This is a genomic window from Aliiroseovarius crassostreae, assembly GCF_049803815.1.
GTDB classification, from domain to species: domain Bacteria; phylum Pseudomonadota; class Alphaproteobacteria; order Rhodobacterales; family Rhodobacteraceae; genus Aliiroseovarius; species Aliiroseovarius crassostreae_A.
Genome location: NZ_JBNAGI010000001.1, coordinates 560,116 through 577,787, shown reverse-complemented (window position 1 = coordinate 577,787; position 17,672 = coordinate 560,116). Strand labels below are relative to the sequence as shown.

Sequence of the window (17,672 nt, the reverse complement as noted above, 5' to 3'; positions counted from 1 at the left end):
TCGCGGTTTGACGCGATAAGATAGCCAATCGTTTCACAACATTCGTGACGGGAGGCCCCATTGGCGGGAAACAAACAGCAAAACGTGGATTACGTGGCGCCGCTCCGGCGGCTCTTCGTGGGCATCCTTGTGCTGTGCCTATTCCTTGTCTTTCTGGTCTGGCGCATTGACAGCCCGCGCGTGGAACGGTTCCGCGCCCAGCTGATTGACCGGGTGGTGCCCAGCTTTGAATGGGCGCTGGTGCCGGTCACATCGCTTGTGGGCATGGTCGAGGATTTCCAAAGTTACAGTCGGATTTACGAACAAAACCAAGAGCTTCGTCGCGAATTGCGTCAGATGAAGGCCTGGAAGGAAGCCGCACTTCAGCTTGAACAGGAAAACGCGCAGCTTTTGAATCTCAACAATGTGCGGCTCGATGCGCAACTGTCCTTTGTGACAGGCGTGGTGCTGGCGGATAGCGGGTCACCCTTCCGGCAATCGGTGCTTTTGAACGTGGGCAAGCGTGACGGGATTGTGGATGGCTGGGCCGCGACCGACGGGCTGGGGCTTGTTGGCCGTATCTCGGGCGTGGGCAATCAGACCAGCCGCGTAGTGCTTTTGACCGACAGCAACTCGCGCATTCCGATCACGGTGCAACCGTCCGGGCAAACCGCTCTGCTGGAAGGTGACAACACCGCCGCGCCACCGCTGCAGTTTCTGGAGAACCCGGAAAAAGTGCGCCCCGGCGACCGGGTGATTTCATCTGGCGATGGCGGTGTCTTTCCGGCGGGTCTCTTGGTGGGCCATGTGGCGATGGGGGCGGATCGTCGCCTGCGCGTGCGCCTCTCGGCCGATTACGAACGGCTGGAGTTTCTGCGGGTTCTGCGCAGCCATCCGGGTGAACAGGTGGTGGACAGCGGGGCGCTGATTGTTACAACCCCAACCACCCCGCCGGTTGAAGAGTTGCTGCAGCAGGACACCACAGAAGGTCAGGCGTCGGAGGCGGGTCAATGATCGACCGGATCACGCTTTCTCGTTGGGTCTATCGCGCGGTTCTGGTGGCGGTGGCGGTGTTTGTGCTCTTCACACGGATCCTGCCGCTGGACCTTGGGGCAGGGCGCTTTCCCGGCCCCGATCTTTTGCTGGTGCTGGTCATGGCCTGGGTGGTGCGCCGCCCGGATTATGCGCCGGTGTTCCTGATTGCCGTGCTGTTTTTCTTTGCCGATATGCTGCTTCTGAACACGCCCGGGGTCTGGGCGTTGATGGTGGTTTTGGGGACCGAGTTCCTGCGCCGCCGCGAACCGGGCCTGCGCGAACAGCCTTTTTTGGTGGAATATGGTATTGTTGCGGGCACATTGCTGGCGATGCTTCTGGGCCAAAGATTGCTGATGGGGCTTTTCCTGGTGGACCAGGTTAGCCTGGGGCGTGCCACACTCTTTCTGGTGGCCACCATCGCCGCCTATCCATTTGCCGCGCTGGTCACGGTTTACGTGTTCGGCATACGCAAATTGCAGCCGGGTGAAGATGAGATATCGGGGCATTACGCATGAAGCGCACGCCAACAGATCAGGACAAAAGCAGCCGGACCATCACCCGGCGCGGCCTATTTGTGGGCGGTTTGCAGGTGTCTTTTGCGGCGCTTCTGGTCGGACGGATGCGGTTCATGCAGGTCGATCAGGGGGAAGAATACCGCCTGCTGGCCGAAGAAAACCGCATCAATATTCGCCTGATCCCGCCGTCGCGCGGGCAGGTCCATGACCGCAATGGTGTGCTGATTGCTGGGAATGAACAGAACTATCGCATCGTCATGGTGCGCGAAGATGCCGATGATCCCGAGGCCGTTTTGCGCCACCTGTCCAAGATTGTCTGGCTCAGCGAAGAAGACATTGCCGCGGCGTTGAAGGAAATGAACCGCCGCAGCCCCTTTGTGCCGGTGACCGTGGTGGACCGCGCCAGTTGGGAAGATGTGGCGGAAGTGGCGGTGAACACGCCCGCGCTGCCCGGCGTCACCCCCGAGGTCGGCCTGTCGCGCATCTACCCCCAACAAGGCGATTTCGCCCATATCCTGGGCTATGTCGGCCCGGTATCGGATTATGACCTGTCCAAGCTGGAAGACCCCGATCCCCTGTTGCAAATCCCGCGCTTTCAGATCGGTAAATCCGGGGTGGAAGCAAAGATGGAGAAAAACCTGCGGGGCTCTGCCGGGTCGCGCCAGGTTGAGGTGAACGCCCTGGGCCGGGTGATGCGGGAGCTGACCCGGGAAGAAGGCATTTCCGGCGATGATGTGCAGCTGACCATCGACGCCAATCTGCAATCTTACGTGCAGGCGCGCCTGGCAGGCGAAAGTGCTGCCGCCGTGGTGATGGACACGGAAACCGGTGACATTCTGGCGCTGGGATCGGCCCCGACCTTTGACGCCAACAAGTTTGTGCACGGCATTTCCTCGTCCGATTACAAGGCGCTATTGGAAGATCCCTATCGCCCGCTGGCGGCCAAACCGGCACAGGGCACCTATCCGCCCGGATCGACCTTCAAGATGGTCACGGCGCTGGCCGCTTTGGAAGACGGGGTGATCGACGTGAATGAAACCGTGACCTGCAGGGGCAAGGTTAAGGTCTACAACCGCAACTTCCACTGCTGGAAACGGGCGGGTCACGGCAAGGTGGATCTGGGCAAGAGCCTCGAGCAGAGCTGTGACATCTATTATTACGAGATCGCCCAACGGGTCGGAATTGACAAGATCGCCGCCATGGCCCGGCGTCTGGGCCTGGGCATCAAACATGATCTGCCGCTGTCTGCCGTGGCGCAGGGGCTTATCCCAACCAAGGCGTGGAAGCGGGAAAACCGGGGTGCCGACTGGGTGGTGGGGGACAGCCTGAATGCCGGGATCGGGCAGGGCTTTGTGCTGGCCTCTCCGTTGCAACTTGCGGTGATGACCGCGCGGATTGCCACCGGGCGGATGGTGGAACCCCGGCTGGTCCATGCGATCAACGGGGTGGAAAAACCGATTGCCGAACAGGAACCGCTGGGCATTTCCTCGTCCAGCATCGAGGCGATCCGCAAGGGCATGTATGATGTGGTCAACGCGCGGCGTGGCACGGCGGGGCGGTCGAAAATCACCGGCGATGACTATCGCATGGCGGGCAAGACCGGCACCAGCCAGGTGCGCAATATCACCAAGGCGGAGCGCGCCCGCGGGGTGACCCGCAACGAAGACCTGCCCTGGGAGCGGCGCGACCACGCGTTGTTTGTCTGCTACGCCCCCACCGAGGCCCCGCGATATGCGGTGTCCGTGGTGGTGGAGCATGGCGGCGGCGGGTCCAAGGCAGCCGCGCCGATTGCGCGCGATGTGATGTTGCAGACGCTCTACGGCGGCACCCCACCTCTGGAAGCCTATCCCGCCTCGCAACGCGGCACGATCCGGTCTCGTCAGGAAGAGATCGAAGAGATGATGACCCTACCGCCCGATGACGGGGTGGGCGGGAGCGGCCGCGCATGAGCTATCTCGAATATAACGTCAAATACGTGCCGACCGGGCTGCGCAAAGTCCTTTACCTGAACTGGTTTCTGGTCTTGTTGCTGACCGCCGTGGCCGGGGTGGGGTTCATGATGCTCTACTCCGTGGCGGGGGGGCGGCTGGACCCGTGGTCGGCGGCGCAGATGAAACGCTTTGCGCTTGGGATGGGGATGATGTTTGTCATTGCCATGGTGCCGATCTGGTTCTGGCGCAATATGGCCGGGTTGTCCTATCTTGTGGCGTTGGTGCTTTTGGTGCTGGTGGAGCTGATCGGCACCACCGGCATGGGCGCGCAGCGCTGGATTGACCTTGGGTTCATGCGGTTGCAGCCCTCGGAGCTGATGAAGATCAGCCTGATCATGATCCTTGCGGCCTATTATGACTGGCTGCCGGTGACCAAGACCTCGCGGCCCCTATGGGTGTTGTTGCCGCTCATTCTGATTGCCTTGCCCACCATGCTGGTTTTGAAACAGCCCGACCTTGGCACCTCGATCCTGCTGGTGACCGGCGGGGGGGCGGTGATGTTTCTGGCGGGGGTCAGCCTGTGGTATTTCGCCGCCGTGATTGGGGCGGGGGTTGGCCTTGTGACCTCGGTCTTCCTGTCCCGCGGCACCCCCTGGCAGCTTTTGAAAGATTACCAGTACCGCCGGATCGACACGTTTCTGGATCCGTCCACCGACCCGCTGGGGGCGGGTTACCACATTACCCAGTCGAAAATTGCGCTGGGATCCGGCGGCTGGACCGGGCGGGGCTTTATGCAGGGCACGCAATCGCGGCTGAACTTCCTGCCGGAAAAACACACGGATTTCATCTTTACCACGCTGGCCGAGGAGTTCGGGTTTCTCGGCGGGGCGGGCCTGTTGGGTCTTTACGTGCTGATCCTGATCTTCTGTGTGATCTCGGCGGTGCAGAACCGGGACCGGTTCTCCTCGCTTCTGATCCTTGGCATCGCAGTGACCTTTTTCCTGTTCTTTGCCGTGAACATGTCGATGGTGATGGGCATGGCGCCGGTGGTCGGCGTGCCCCTGCCCATGGTCAGCTATGGCGGATCCTCCATGTTGGTGCTTCTCATCGGCTTTGGTCTGGTGCAGTCTGCCCATGTGCACCGGGCGCGGCAGAAACGTTGATCGCGACCCATCGGATTTTGCGAGGATAAATCATGAGCGTGAACGTCTTATTTGCCGGGCGCGATGCAATGTGGCCCGTCTATGAACCGGCTTTGCTAAACGCTTTTGCTGATGTTGGGATCAAGGCGGATCTGCGCCAGGGGTTTGCACCGGATCAAGTGGATTACATCGTCTATGCACCGTCGGGCAACCTGTCGGACCTGACGCCTTATACCCGCTGCAAAGCTGTGCTGGGGCTCTGGGCCGGGGTGGAAAGCATCATCACCAACCCAACCCTGACCCAGCCTTACACGCGGATGGTGGATGAGGGGCTGACCGAGGGGATGGTGGAATGGGTCACAGGCCATGTGCTGCGCTATCACCTTGATATGGATCAGGATATTTGCCGCACGGATCGCGCCTGGCAGGTGCATGTGCCGCCCCTGGCGCGCGACCGAACTGTGGCCATCCTGGGTCTGGGCGCGTTGGGGTCGGCCTGTGCAATGGCCTTGGCGCGGCTGAACTTTCAGGTGCTGGGCTGGAGCAGATCACCCAAATTGATCCCGAATGTCGCCTGCCATCACGGCGCGGACGGGTTGGCAGAGGTGCTGAAACAGGCCGAGATCCTAGTGCTTTTGCTGCCCAACACACCTGCCACGGAGAACCTTTTGAACGACCAGACCCTGTCGTGTCTGCCCAAAGGGGCACGGATCCTGAACCCCGGGCGCGGACCGCTGATTGAGGATGAGGCGCTGCTGACCGCGCTGAAGACGGGGCAGGTGGGCCATGCCACGCTGGATGTGTTCCGGGTTGAACCCTTGCCCAAAGACCACCCCTATTGGGCGCATCCAAATGTGACCGTGACCCCGCATATCGCATCAGAAACGCGACCGGACACCGCCAGTCAGATGATTGCCGAAAACATTCGCAGGTCCGAGGCGGGAGAGCCGCTGTTGCATTTGGTCGACAAAGCGCGCGGGTATTGAACAGGGCTTGACGGGCGTGCCCGCGCGCATTTCGAAGAAAACTAGAAAACTAGAAAACTAGAAAACTAGAAAACTAGAAAACTAGAAAACTAGAAAACTAGTTTTCTGGTTTTGTTAATCAGGCGCGCACAATCTGCAACGCCTGCTGCAAGTCATCCTCTGTCTCCCCATCATTACAAAGCCGGCATTCCCAAAAGCCTCCCACAAAAATGGGCGCACCCATCGGGGATGCGCCCATAAAGAAGGCAGGCTGTCCGGGTCACACCGCTTGGCTGTGGCCGGCTTCGTTCATTTCATAGGCGTCGAAATACCGCGCGATGATCCGGGCTAACGGATAGGCCTCTTTGCGGATCACCATGCGCGTGCCGTCGAACGTGATTGTGTCTGGCATCGTTTCATCCAACCCGTCAGACAAACCGATCAGGCGCGCCGTGTCGTCGTTCAACTCTTCCGCGACTTGTGCAAAATCAACCTCGAAATCACACAGCAGCAGTTCGATGATCCGCCCGCGCACCAGATCCTCATGCGTGAACGCATGCCCTTTTGCGGTGGTCAGCGTGCCCGCCCGCGCCGCGGCCTGGTATTTGGAAGTGGCCGGTTCGTTCTGCGCATACCCCTGCGGATAGCGCGAAATCGAGCTCGCCCCCACACCGATCAGCACCTTCGAGCTGTCCTCGGTGTAGCCTTGGAAATTGCGCCGAATCGTGCCCGCCTTCTGGGCCGTCGCCAACCCGTCTTCCGGCTTGGCGAAATGGTCGATGCCGATCTCGTCATAGCCGTGTTCCAGGAACAGATCACGCGCGGTGTTGAACAGTTCCAGCCGCCCTTCAGGGGTCGGCAGGGCGTCGGTCGGGATCAGGTTCTGGCGCCGCGCCATCCACGGCACGTGGGCATAGCCAAACAGTGCCACGCGATCCGGGCCGAGGCTGATCAGTTTCTCGACCGAATCTGTGATCCGCGCGGTGTTCTGATGCGGCAGGCCGTAAAGGATATCCATGTTCAGGCTGGTGATGCCGCGCGCGCGCAACCCATCCACGGTTTCTTTGGTGATCTCATAGCTTTGCGGGCGGCCAATCACCTCTTGGATCATCGGATCAAAATCCTGCACCCCGATCGAGGCGCGGTTCATGCCAGCCTCGGCCAGCGCATCCAACCGCGCCCCGTCCACCTCTGACGGGTCAATCTCGACCGAGAATTGCGCCCCGTCCGCGAGCGGGATTGTATCGAGAATTGCATCCGTCAGTTCGGTGATCATCTCGGGCTGCAGCAGGGTCGGCGTGCCGCCGCCCCAATGCAGATGCTCCAGCTTCACGCCCGGTGCGACCAGCCCCTTCAAGGTGGCAAGTTCCTGCTTCAGCGTGTCCAGATAGGCGCGCACGGGTTCCGCCGTGGCCGTGCCCTGGGTGCGACACGCGCAGAACCAGCACAACCGTCGGCAAAACGGGATGTGAACATAAAGGGAAACCGTGTCGCCTGCGGGGATCGCTTTGATCCAATTGGCAACGACATCCGGGCCGAAGCCCGGTTTGAAATGCGGGGCCGTCGGATAGCTGGTGTAACGGGGTACACGAGCGTCAAAAAGTCCGAGGCGTCTGAGTTGCGTAAGTGTCTGCATTCCAGTAGCGTGTACAGCAGAACGCGCCCCTAACCTTGATCAGGATCAAGCGGAACCTTCATCCGTGAACTTTTAGCCATGAACACAGCCATAAAAGACGCCGTCTTCAACTCTCGCGATTGCGGCACCTGCCCAATTCGCCACCGGGCGGTTTGCTCGCGGTGTGAACCGGACGAACTCGAACAGCTCGACCATATCAAATACTATCGCAGCTATGAGGCCGGCCAGCCGGTCCTCTGGGCCGGTGACCAAATGGAGTTCGTGGCCTCGGTCGTGAGCGGTATTGCGACCCTCAGCCAGACCATGGAAGACGGGCGGACCCAGATGGTCGGGCTTCTCCTGCCGTCTGATTTCATTGGCCGACCGGGTCGCAACGAGGCTCCGTTTGATGTGGTCGCCGTGTCGGATCTGACCGTTTGCTGTTTCCGCAAGAAACCGTTTGAAGAGTTGATGGCGTCGACCCCGTCGATCGGCACACGCTTGTTGCAAATGACGCTGGACGAACTCGACAGTGCTCGCGAATGGATGCTTGTGCTGGGGCGCAAAACCGCGCGCGAAAAAATCGCCAGCCTGCTGGCCATTCTGGCCCGCCGGGATGCCTCGTTGAAAAAGATCCCGGCCAGTTCTGGGATGAGCCTGGACCTGCCGTTGACCCGCGAAGCCATGGCCGACTATCTGGGGTTGACGCTGGAAACCGTCAGCCGACAGATCTCTGCGCTGAAAAAGGCGGGGATCATCACGCTGGAAGGCAAACGCCATGTGATCATCCCGGATATCGAGGCCTTATTGGCCGAAACCGGCGATGATGTGGATGGCGGGCCGCTCTGATTGCATCTGCTGACCGAAACGCCCTGAGAAAAATCAATGTCGTGGACGTTTCGAGATAAACATGTGTCTCTAGGTTCTCCCGGAACGCTTTCAAGGCATCGGCAGAAAAAGAACTGATCGACAGCTGAGTGGTTGCAAAGCTCATTTCCTCTTGCCGGAAATACCTCGGGGTGAGCGCGCAGCGCGAGGGGCAGCGCCCCTTAAATGCCCCGCATCGCGGGGCCACTAAAAATCAGGCTCACAGCGTGAGCCACCGGAAGCGGCCGCGCGCATTTGCGCGAGGACATTTCGCGGTCTCTCCACCGGGATGGCGGACCAGTTCGATGTCGGGCCAGTTCAATGGGCAAGGAAAACAGGTTTCTCCGATACTTCCAGCATATGCCGCGTCGCCCCCCCAAGGATCGACTCGCGGAAGCGCGAGTGCCCATAGGCCCCCATCACCACCAGATCCGCATCCTTGTCACGCGCATGACGATTCAGGATGTCTGAAATGCGGGGCAGGGTTTTGGCCATCACCGCGACCTCCGCGCGCACCCCATGGCGCGCCAGCATCTGGCTCAGCAGCCCACCGGGGTCCGATCGTTCCGGCCCGTGCGTGGGCGGATCGATGATCGCGATTGACACGTTTTTGGCGCGTGAGAGGATCGGCATCGCATGGCGAATGGCGCGCAAGGCCTCGGTGCTTTCATTCCAGGCCACCACCACATTTTCAATGGTAGGAGGCAGTTCTCCCCCGTCAGGCATCACCAGAATGGGCACCGCCCCGTCAAACAGGGCTGCCTCGGCAATCGCCTCCATCTCATGGCCGCGCCCGTCCCCATAAGGACGGGGCAGAACCACCAGATCCGAAAACCGGGTGTGGTGGGCGATCAGCCCGTTCAAAGCCACCATTTGTGACGTAACCCCAGAGGTCGACCAGCCGCAGGTCACCCCGGACAGGTCCTTGCGGGCGGCATCTTCGATTTCAAGAGCGGCCTCGCGGGCCTGCGCCAAATTGTCCTGAATGACCATCGCGGAGGCGCCAGCATAGTAGAATCCCTGCTGTGAATGATCGAGCCCAAGGCAGATTGCATTGAGATGAGCGTCATTGCGCTGCGCCAGCGACATCGCGGCAGTAAATGCTGATTTGCAAATGGTTTTATCGGTTAAGACGGTCGTGATGGTCTTGTAATCCATGAAACACTCCGGGGCTGATACCCATTCAGATTGCACATGTGCCCCCCTGCGACGCTTTGACATGGGTCAAAGGCCTTTAAATCCGGCCTGCTGCGACAGTTTTGATATGGATCAAGGTGGGCAAAAGGCGATAGGTGCGAAACCGTGAACAGTCGAAAAGCGTCTCCGAATCCAATTTCGGGGTGAGGAGGCGTTGTATGACAATGACGAAGGGACGCAAAATGTGGGATTACCTCAAATTGGTAGTGTATGGCCTTGTTGCACTTTTGGCCGCCATTGCCGCTAGCTATGCCCGCGACGTAGCCTACCAGGTGCACGCCATTCTGGTGACGTTGATCGCGGCAGGCCTTTTTGTTTACTCGCTGAAAAAGGTGGGTGAACCGAAGGTCGTTGAAACAGGATATATGGATGGGCCCGTACGTGTGGGCGTCGCGCTGACCGCCTTCTGGGGCGCTGTTGGCTTTTTGGTTGGGACGTTCATCGCGTTTCAGCTGGCCTTTCCGCAACTGAACTTCGGCTGGGCCGAAGGGTATCTGAACTTTGGGCGCCTGCGCCCGCTGCACACCTCGGCGGTGATTTTCGCCTTTGGGGGTACCGCGCTGATCACCAGCTCGTTCTACGTGGTGCAACGCACCTCGGGCGCGCGCCTTTGGGGCGGCAACCTGGGCTGGTTCGTGTTCTGGGGCTACCAGATCGTGATCTTGCTGGCCGCGACCGGTTACCTGTTGGGGGCGACCCACGGGAAAGAATATGCGGAACCTGAATGGTACACCGATCTGTGGCTGACCATCGTTTGGGTGGCTTACCTGCTGGTGTTCCTTGGCACGCTGATGAAGCGCAAAGAGCCGCACATCTATGTGGCCAACTGGTTCTACCTGTCGTTCATTGTCACCATTGCCATGCTGCACGTGGTGAACAACCTGGCCATTCCAGTGTCGATCTTCGGCTCTAAATCGGTTCAGCTGTTCTCGGGTGTGCAAGACGCCATGACCCAGTGGTGGTATGGCCACAACGCTGTGGGCTTCTTCCTGACCGCAGGCTTCCTGGGCATGATGTACTACTTCGTGCCGAAACAGGCTGAACGTCCGGTCTTCTCGTACAAACTGTCGATCATCCACTTCTGGGCGCTGATCTTCCTGTACATCTGGGCTGGTCCGCACCACCTGCACTACACCGCACTGCCGGATTGGGCCTCGACCCTTGGCATGGTGTTCTCGGTCATCCTGTGGATGCCCAGCTGGGGCGGCATGATCAACGGCCTGATGACCCTGTCGGGTGCTTGGGACAAGCTGCGCACCGACCCGGTGATCCGGATGATGGTTGTGTCGATCGGTTTCTACGGCATGTCGACCTTTGAGGGTCCGATGATGTCGATCCGCGCCGTGAACTCGCTGTCGCACTACACCGACTGGACCATTGGTCACGTGCACTCTGGTGCGCTTGGTTGGAACGGTATGATCACCTTCGGGATGCTCTACTTCCTGGTTCCCCGTCTGTGGGGCCGCGCTGGCCTTTACAGCAACAAACTCGTGAGCTGGCACTTCTGGCTCGCCACCATCGGTATCGTGCTTTACGCCGCATCGATGTGGGTGACCGGGATCCTCGAAGGCCTGATGTGGCGCGAAGTTGACGCACAGGGCTTCCTTGTGAACTCGTTCGCCGACACCGTGGCCGCCAAGTTCCCGATGTATGTTGTGCGTGGTCTGGGCGGGGTTCTGTTCCTCTCTGGTGCACTCATCATGTGCTACAACCTTTGGATGACCGTGAAGCGTTCGCCGGCTGCAGAAGCCAGCACCGACGCCCAAGCGGCTCCGGCTGAATAAGGAGGGAAGGACCAATGGGAATTCTCGACAAACACGTTGTTCTTGAAAAGAACGCAACGCTTCTTCTGGTCGGTAGCCTTCTGGTTGTCACCGTGGGTGGTATCGTAGAGATCGCACCGCTCTTCTACCTCGAAAACACCATCGAGGACGTGGACGGCATGCGCCCCTACTCCCCGCTCGAGCTTGAAGGTCGGAACATCTATATCCGCGAAGGCTGCTATGTCTGCCACTCGCAGATGATCCGCCCGATGCGCGACGAGGTGGAACGGTATGGTCACTATTCGCTGGCAGCTGAAAGCCAGTACGACCACCCGTTCCAGTGGGGATCGAAACGGACAGGTCCCGACCTGGCCCGTGTTGGTGGCCGCTACTCGGACGAATGGCATGTGGATCACCTGAAAGATCCGCAGTCAGTTGTGCCGGAATCGGTGATGCCGAAATATGCCTTCCTGGCAGAGAAGATGATCGAGCCGAAATACATCCAGGATGTGATGAAGACGAACCGGATCGTTGGTGTGCCTTACACCGACGAGCAGATCGCCAATGCCGAAGCTGACTGGCTGAGCCAGGCAGACCCGGACGGTGATAATTCGGACGTCGACGCGCTGATGGCACGCTATCCGAAGGCGCAAGCGCGCAACTTCGATGGCAAGCCGGGCGTGTCTGAAATGGACGCTCTGATCGCTTACATGCAGATGTTGGGTACCTTGGTCGACTTCTCGACCTTCACGCCTGACGCAAGCCGGTAAGGAGTAGGGATGATGGACACCTATGGCCTGATGCGAGCCTTTGCTGACAGCTGGTTCCTGATCGCGATGTTTGCCTTTTTCGTCGGGGCCGCAATCTTTGCGTTCCGCCCCGGGTCGAACAAGGTGCACAAGGACATCGCGAACATCCCCTTCCGCCACGAAGACAAACCTGCCGGTGATCAGGACTGATGTCCTGACGCTCAGCTCAAGGAGTTGCGGCAAATGAGTAAAAAACCTGTTGAAAAGAAAGAGGTCGAAACGACTGGCCACTCGTGGGATGGGATTGAAGAATTCAACAACCCCCTTCCGCGTTGGTGGGTCTGGATCTTCTACGCCACCATCATCTGGGGCATCTGGTACACCATCGCTTACCCGGCCTGGCCGTTGGTAAAGGGTGCGACTGCCGGTTACCTGGGCTATTCAACCCGTGCTGAAGTTGCGGATGAAATTCAGCGTTTCACCGATATGAACGCAGAACTGGAAACCCAACTGGCTGCAGTAGACATGCATGAGCTTGTTGCCGATCAAAAGTCGGAACTGTTCAACTACGCAAAGCAGTCGGGAGAAGCCACCTTTGCGACCTTCTGTTCGCAATGTCACGGCGCGGGTGCCAACGGCATCTCTGAGGGCTCGGGGTATCCGAACCTGCTGGACAATGACTGGCTGTGGGGTGGCGCGATCGACGAGATCCAGACCACCGTGCAATACGGTATCCGCAGCTCGGATTTCGAAGACGATACCCGTTTCTCGGAAATGCCTGCCTTTGGCGATGACTACCTCTCGGATGAGGAAATCAGCCAGGTCGTGAACTATGTGATGAGCCTGTCGCCCGTCACCAAAGCCGACGCAGATGCCACCCTGGCAGACGCTGGTGCCGTGGTGTTCGAAGACAATTGTTCGTCCTGTCACGGTGAAGATGGCACCGGGGACCGGTCGCAAGGTGCGCCGAACCTGGCCGACGCCATCTGGCTTTACGGCAGCTCGGAAGAAGAGATCACCCATTCGGTCTCGGTTGGTCCGAAAGGCGTGATGCCGGCATGGTCGGGCAAACTGACCGACGCACAGATCAACGCTGTTGCGGCCTATGTACACCAACTGGGCGGTGGCGAATAAGCCATCGGCCGGTCAAGATCCGGGGCCTCACTCCCCGGTATGGCACCGATCCCTGATCCTGTTCGCGCGTTTCTCCGGGATCGGTGCCTCCAAATAGAAAGGTCCGGGCCAGATGGGTCCGGGCCTTTTCTTATTCGGGGACCTTGCAGATGGGGCGTGTGAGAAAAATTGCAAGGGTCCAGGGACGACTCATCCCCTTTGCGAACGCGCCTGATGCCAAAATCTCGTCGACGACGAGGGTAAGATCCAAAACCAAGCAGCCCTTGGGGTGCGGCCTTTTGACTGGCTGCGACGAGATGGCACCGCGACAAAATGTAAGATCTTTTAAAATCAATAATTTACGCGATTTCACATGTGAAGAAGTCGCGAATATTTTGATCCACATCAAGGCCAAAATGTAGAATAGTTCTTAGATCCTGTGGGGATCGGGTCACCGTTCGGCCCGTTCCCAAAATGCAGGAAATCAATAGGTTCTGAGCGTTTTGCCGCATTGTGAAGATGCGTGAAACAGGCAAAACGCTTTGGTCACAGACACATTCGATTATTAAGACAGGACCCTGTCAATGTCAGACGCACCGGAGCAGCTTTACGCACCTCGCGAGCCAGTCTTCCCCAAACGGGTGAAAGGCACCTTCCGAAGCCTCAAGTGGTGGATCATGGGGATCACCCTTGGGATTTACTATCTTGCCCCATGGATCCGTTGGGACCGTGGCCCCAACCTGCCGGATCAGGCGATCCTGGTCGATATGGCCAACCGCCGCTTCTTCTTCTTCTGGATCGAGATCTGGCCGCACGAGTTTTATTTCATCGCCGGCCTTCTGATCATGGCGGGGCTTGGGCTCTTCCTGTTCACCTCTGCCGCAGGGCGGGTCTGGTGTGGCTATGCCTGCCCGCAAACGGTCTGGACCGATCTGTTCATTCTGGTCGAGCGCTGGGTGGAAGGCGACCGCAACGCGCGCCTGCGCTTGCATCGACAGAAGATGAACGCCGAAAAAGCACGCAAGCGGTTGGTGAAATACATCCTCTGGATCCTGATCGCCGTGGCCACTGGCGGGGCGTGGGTGTTCTACTTCGCTGATGCGCCGACACTTCTGATCGATCTGGTGACCGGCCAGGCGCACCCCGTGGCCTATTCTACGGTCCTGGTGCTGACCGCGACCACGTTCTTCTTTGGCGGTATCGCCCGTGAACAGGTGTGCATCTACGCCTGCCCCTGGCCGCGCATTCAGGCCGCGATGATGGATGAAGACACAATCACCATCGCCTATCGCGACTGGCGCGGTGAACCGCGTGGTCGTGGCAAAAACCGCGAGGATCTGGGCGATTGTATCGATTGTAACGCCTGTGTCGCCGTGTGCCCGATGGGCATTGACATTCGCGACGGCCAGCAGATGGAATGCATCACTTGTGGCCTCTGCATCGATGCCTGTGACGAGATGATGGACAAGGTTGGCAAAGAACGTGGGCTGATCGATTACCTCGCCTGGAAAGACGAGGCAAACGAGCGGGCAGGCCAGGCCAAAGTGCCGGTGGTCAAGCACCTGCTGCGGCCCCGGACCATTCTTTACACCGCGCTCTGGACGCTTGTGGGGGTCGGTCTGACCGTGGCGCTGTTTGTGCGCCCGGCGGTTGACGTCACCATCCGGCCCGTGCGCAACCCCACCTATGTCACCCTGTCTGACGGGGCCATTCGCAACACCTATGACGTGGGCGTGCGCAACCGCCATGGCGAGGAATGGCCGTATTACTTTGCCCTGCCGCTGGGATCTGATCTGAAGATCGAACTGGAAGGGTCAGACAAACTGGTGGTCGTCGCCGAACCGGACACCGAAGCCAAGCAACGGGTCTATGTGGTGGCACCCCCCGGTTCGGAAGAAGCCCAGAAAGATCGCACCGAAATCCGTCTTTGGGTGGTGGATGGTGTGACCGGCGACCGGGCCTATCTTGACACGGTGTTCAACGGGCGCGGCCGCTGATCACCCCGGCTCTGGGCTGCGAGACCCGGACTGTGATAAACCTCCGCCAAACGCGTGTCCCCGCGCGTTTGGCACACTCTGAAAAGGCGCGAACAGATGAGTGACAAGACGGAAAAGAAAGAATTTGAGCTGACCGGAAAGCATGTGCTTGCGATCACCGTGTCAGCGTTTGCCGTGATCATCGGCGTGAACATATTCATGGCCTATTCGGCGATCGGCACCTTCCCGGGACTGGAAACGGACAACTCCTACGTGGCCAGCCAGCAGTTTGACCGGCTCAAGGCCGCACAGCTGGAACTGGGTTGGGATGTGGATGCAGACGTAGAGGGCGAGACTATTGTGCTCAATATTCGGGATGCCGAGGGCAACCCGGTTGAGGTGAAGTCGATCTATGCGATTTTCGGCCGGGCCACCCATGTGAAAGATGATCAGGAACCGACCTTCAGCCAATCCTCGACCGGGGCCTATACCGCATCGGTGGGCGAGCTGGATTATGGCAACTGGAACCTGCGCGTGAATATTCAAGCGCAAGACGGGACCGCGTTTCAACAGCGTATCCCGATCTATATCGCCAAGAACTGAGCCAGAATGAGTTAAGGCCTACCTATGTCCACGCCGATTTCTGCCTGCCCCGCCTGTGACGCTGCCCCGCTTGCCTCTGCCCAAGCGGGCAAAGGCTATGCTGGCAACGGGATGGAAGCGAAACGCATCCTGCTGTCCCTGCCGCAGATCTATTGTGCCGCTTGTATTGCAGGGGTCGAGGCCGGGCTGGCCAAGCAACCGGGCGTGCGCCAAGCACGGGTGAACCTGACCCTGAAACGCGCCACCATTGACGCCGATCCCGAGATTGAGGCCGAAGATCTAGCCGCCTATCTGACCGGCATCGGGTTCGAAGCCTATGAGCTGGATCCAAGCCAGTTGCGCTCCACCGCCACCGACAAACAGGGCAAGGACCTGTTGATGCGCCTCGGTGTGGCGGGGTTTGCGATGATGAACGTGATGCTGCTGAGTGTCGCGGTCTGGTCCGGGGCCTCTGACGCGACCCGGGACCTGTTCCATTGGATTTCGGCGGCGATTGCCATCCCGACCGTGGCTTTTTCCAGCCAGGTCTTTTTCCGCTCTGCCTGGTCGGCGCTTCGGGTGGGCCGCCTGAACATGGATGTGCCGATTTCGCTGGCGATCATTCTGGCGGTCGCGATGTCGATCTACGAAACCATGCTGTCGGGGGCCCATGCCTATTTTGACGCGGCGCTGTCGCTGACCTTCTTCCTGCTCGCCGGTCGGTATCTTGATTATCGCACCCGGTCTGTGGCGCGCTCTGCGGCCGAGGAACTTGCGGCCCTCGAAGTGCCGCGCGCGGCCCGTGTGACGGATACTGGCGACGAGCAGGTGGCGGTGTCGGAGCTCGCGCCCGGCGACGTGGTGCGCGTGGTGCCCGGTGCGCGGGTGCCGGTGGACGGGATTGTCCTGACTGGTGAAAGCGAGATGGACCGCGCGCTCTTGACCGGGGAGAGCCTGCCGGTGGCGGCTGGTCCTGATACGATTGTATCGACAGGTGAAGTGAACCTGACCGGGCCGCTGACCGTTCGCGTGACCGCTGCGGGCAAAGACAGTTCGCTGCACCGGATGGCCGACCTTGTCGCCATCGCGGAAACCGCCCGCAATCGCTACACCTCGCTCGCCGACAAGGCCGCCGCGGTTTACGCCCCCGTGGTGCATTTGCTGGCACTGGCGGCGTTCCTTTTCTGGGTCTGGTATACGGGCGGGGATTGGCGCATGGCGATGAATATTGCCGTGGCGACCCTGATCATCACCTGCCCCTGCGCACTGGGGCTGGCGGTGCCTGCGGTGACCACAGCCGCATCTGGCACGCTCTTTAAACAGGGGATGCTGCTCAAATCCGCCACCGCGATGGAACGTCTGGCCGAGGTCGATCACGTGGTCTTTGACAAGACCGGAACGCTCACACAAGGCAAACCGGTGATGGACGGGATCGACAAACATCGCGATCAGGATTTGCAAATCGCGCTGGCGCTGGCGGAGGGGTCGAGCCACCCGCTCGCCGCCTCCCTGACCCAGGCCGCACGCGCCAAGGGGATCACCCCCGCCGAGGTGACCCAGGTCAGTGAAGTGCCGGGCAAGGGCATCGAAGGCAAATGGGGCAACAAAACCGTGCGCCTTGGCCGTGCCGAATGGCTGGGCGCGAATGCCGTGGGGCAAACCGCCACCTATCTGGCCGTGTCGGGCGCCCGCCCGGTGGCCTTCACCTTCACCGACAATCTGCGCGAGGGTGTGGAAGAGGCAATCGCCGCGCTCACCGCGCAAGGCATGGGGATCACACTGGTCTCGGGCGATGTGCCCGCCGCGGTTGGTGAACTGGCGGGTCGGGTTGGGATCACCGATTGGCAGGCCGACAAGCTGCCGGAAGACAAGGCCGAATACGTGGCGCGTCTGGGCAAGGCGGGCAAGAAGGTGCTGATGGTGGGCGATGGGTTGAACGACACAGCGGCGCTGGCCGCGGCGCATGTGTCGATCTCGCCGGCCTCTGCGTTGGAAGCGGCGCGGGTTGTGTCCGACATCGTGTTGCTGGGCAAGTCGATGGAGCCCCTGGGGCGTTCAACCGTGCTGGCGAAATCCGCCACCCGCCGGATCAAGGAAAACTTCGGCATTGCCGCCGCCTATAACGCCGTGGCCATCCCGATTGCGCTGATCGGACTGGCCACCCCCTTGGCGGCCGCCTTGGCGATGTCCCTGTCTTCGATTACAGTCAGCCTGAATGCGCTGCGCCTGAAGAAAGGCTGATC

15 protein-coding genes are annotated in these 17,672 nt (G+C 59.9%); 13 read left to right on the top strand and 2 right to left on the bottom strand.

Annotated features, from left to right (window positions below; genetic code table 11):
- Positions 1-60: 60 nt before the first annotated feature.
- From mreC to ACP15V_RS02815, 5 genes are read left to right on the top strand one after another with little or no spacing between them, the layout of a single operon-like run.
- Positions 61-993, top strand: coding sequence for a rod shape-determining protein MreC (gene mreC / locus ACP15V_RS02835; RefSeq protein ID WP_424942162.1), 933 nt, complete (start codon positions 61-63; stop codon positions 991-993).
- On the top strand, positions 990-1,529 hold the full coding sequence (locus ACP15V_RS02830; RefSeq protein WP_424942161.1) for a rod shape-determining protein MreD: 540 nt from the start codon (positions 990-992) through the stop codon (positions 1,527-1,529). Before mreC ends, ACP15V_RS02830 begins: the two co-directional genes overlap by 4 nt.
- Positions 1,526-3,478, top strand: coding sequence for a penicillin-binding protein 2 (gene mrdA / locus ACP15V_RS02825; RefSeq protein ID WP_424942160.1), 1,953 nt, complete (start codon positions 1,526-1,528; stop codon positions 3,476-3,478). Before ACP15V_RS02830 ends, mrdA begins: the two co-directional genes overlap by 4 nt.
- Positions 3,475-4,623, top strand: coding sequence for a rod shape-determining protein RodA (rodA, locus tag ACP15V_RS02820; protein ID WP_424942159.1), 1,149 nt, complete (start codon positions 3,475-3,477; stop codon positions 4,621-4,623). The genes mrdA and rodA overlap by 4 nt, the downstream gene beginning before the upstream one ends.
- A gap of 32 nt (positions 4,624-4,655) precedes the next feature.
- Positions 4,656-5,588 carry a 2-hydroxyacid dehydrogenase gene (locus tag ACP15V_RS02815; protein WP_424942158.1) on the top strand — a complete coding sequence of 311 codons (933 nt, stop codon included), beginning with the start codon at positions 4,656-4,658 and terminating at the stop codon, positions 5,586-5,588.
- Between the two features lie 259 nt (positions 5,589-5,847).
- Here the strand turns inward: ACP15V_RS02815 and hemN are convergent, their stop codons facing one another.
- On the bottom strand, positions 5,848-7,203 hold the full coding sequence (hemN, locus tag ACP15V_RS02810; protein ID WP_424942157.1) for an oxygen-independent coproporphyrinogen III oxidase: 1,356 nt from the start codon (positions 7,201-7,203) through the stop codon (positions 5,848-5,850).
- A gap of 78 nt (positions 7,204-7,281) precedes the next feature.
- On the opposite strand from hemN, the gene fnrL reads away from it, so the two are divergent.
- Positions 7,282-8,031 carry a transcriptional regulator FnrL gene (gene fnrL / locus ACP15V_RS02805; RefSeq protein ID WP_424942156.1) on the top strand — a complete coding sequence of 250 codons (750 nt, stop codon included), beginning with the start codon at positions 7,282-7,284 and terminating at the stop codon, positions 8,029-8,031.
- A gap of 336 nt (positions 8,032-8,367) precedes the next feature.
- On the opposite strand, the gene ACP15V_RS02800 is transcribed toward fnrL, so the two are convergent.
- Positions 8,368-9,207, bottom strand: coding sequence for a universal stress protein (locus ACP15V_RS02800; protein ID WP_424942155.1), 840 nt, complete (start codon positions 9,205-9,207; stop codon positions 8,368-8,370).
- 221 nt (positions 9,208-9,428) lie between these two features.
- Here ACP15V_RS02800 and ccoN point away from each other — a divergent pair, with 221 nt between their 5' ends.
- The 7 genes from ccoN (at position 9,429) to ACP15V_RS02765 (ending at position 17,670) form a co-directional block, all read left to right on the top strand.
- The gene (gene ccoN / locus ACP15V_RS02795; protein ID WP_424942714.1) at positions 9,429-11,030 is read left to right on the top strand and encodes a cytochrome-c oxidase, cbb3-type subunit I; all 1,602 of its coding nucleotides are present in this window, start codon (positions 9,429-9,431) and stop codon (positions 11,028-11,030) included.
- Between the two features lie 14 nt (positions 11,031-11,044).
- Entirely contained in the window at positions 11,045-11,779 is a 735-nt protein-coding gene (gene ccoO / locus ACP15V_RS02790) for a cytochrome-c oxidase, cbb3-type subunit II (RefSeq protein WP_424942154.1), read from the top strand.
- A 9-nt stretch (positions 11,780-11,788) separates the two neighbouring features.
- Complete coding sequence (locus ACP15V_RS02785) at positions 11,789-11,968, top strand: cbb3-type cytochrome c oxidase subunit 3 (protein WP_424942153.1); 180 nt, start codon at positions 11,789-11,791, stop codon at positions 11,966-11,968.
- Between the two features lie 33 nt (positions 11,969-12,001).
- Entirely contained in the window at positions 12,002-12,892 is an 891-nt protein-coding gene (ccoP, locus tag ACP15V_RS02780; RefSeq protein WP_424942152.1) for a cytochrome-c oxidase, cbb3-type subunit III, read from the top strand.
- 563 nt (positions 12,893-13,455) lie between these two features.
- A complete protein-coding gene (gene ccoG / locus ACP15V_RS02775) occupies positions 13,456-14,868 on the top strand; it encodes a cytochrome c oxidase accessory protein CcoG (RefSeq protein WP_424942151.1) in 1,413 nt (470 codons plus the stop codon).
- A gap of 96 nt (positions 14,869-14,964) precedes the next feature.
- Positions 14,965-15,450: a FixH family protein gene (locus ACP15V_RS02770; RefSeq protein WP_424942150.1), complete on the top strand. Its 486-nt coding sequence runs from the start codon at positions 14,965-14,967 to the stop codon at positions 15,448-15,450.
- Between the two features lie 24 nt (positions 15,451-15,474).
- The gene (locus tag ACP15V_RS02765) at positions 15,475-17,670 is read left to right on the top strand and encodes a heavy metal translocating P-type ATPase (RefSeq protein ID WP_424942149.1); all 2,196 of its coding nucleotides are present in this window, start codon (positions 15,475-15,477) and stop codon (positions 17,668-17,670) included.
- The last annotated feature ends 2 nt before the right edge of the window (positions 17,671-17,672 follow it).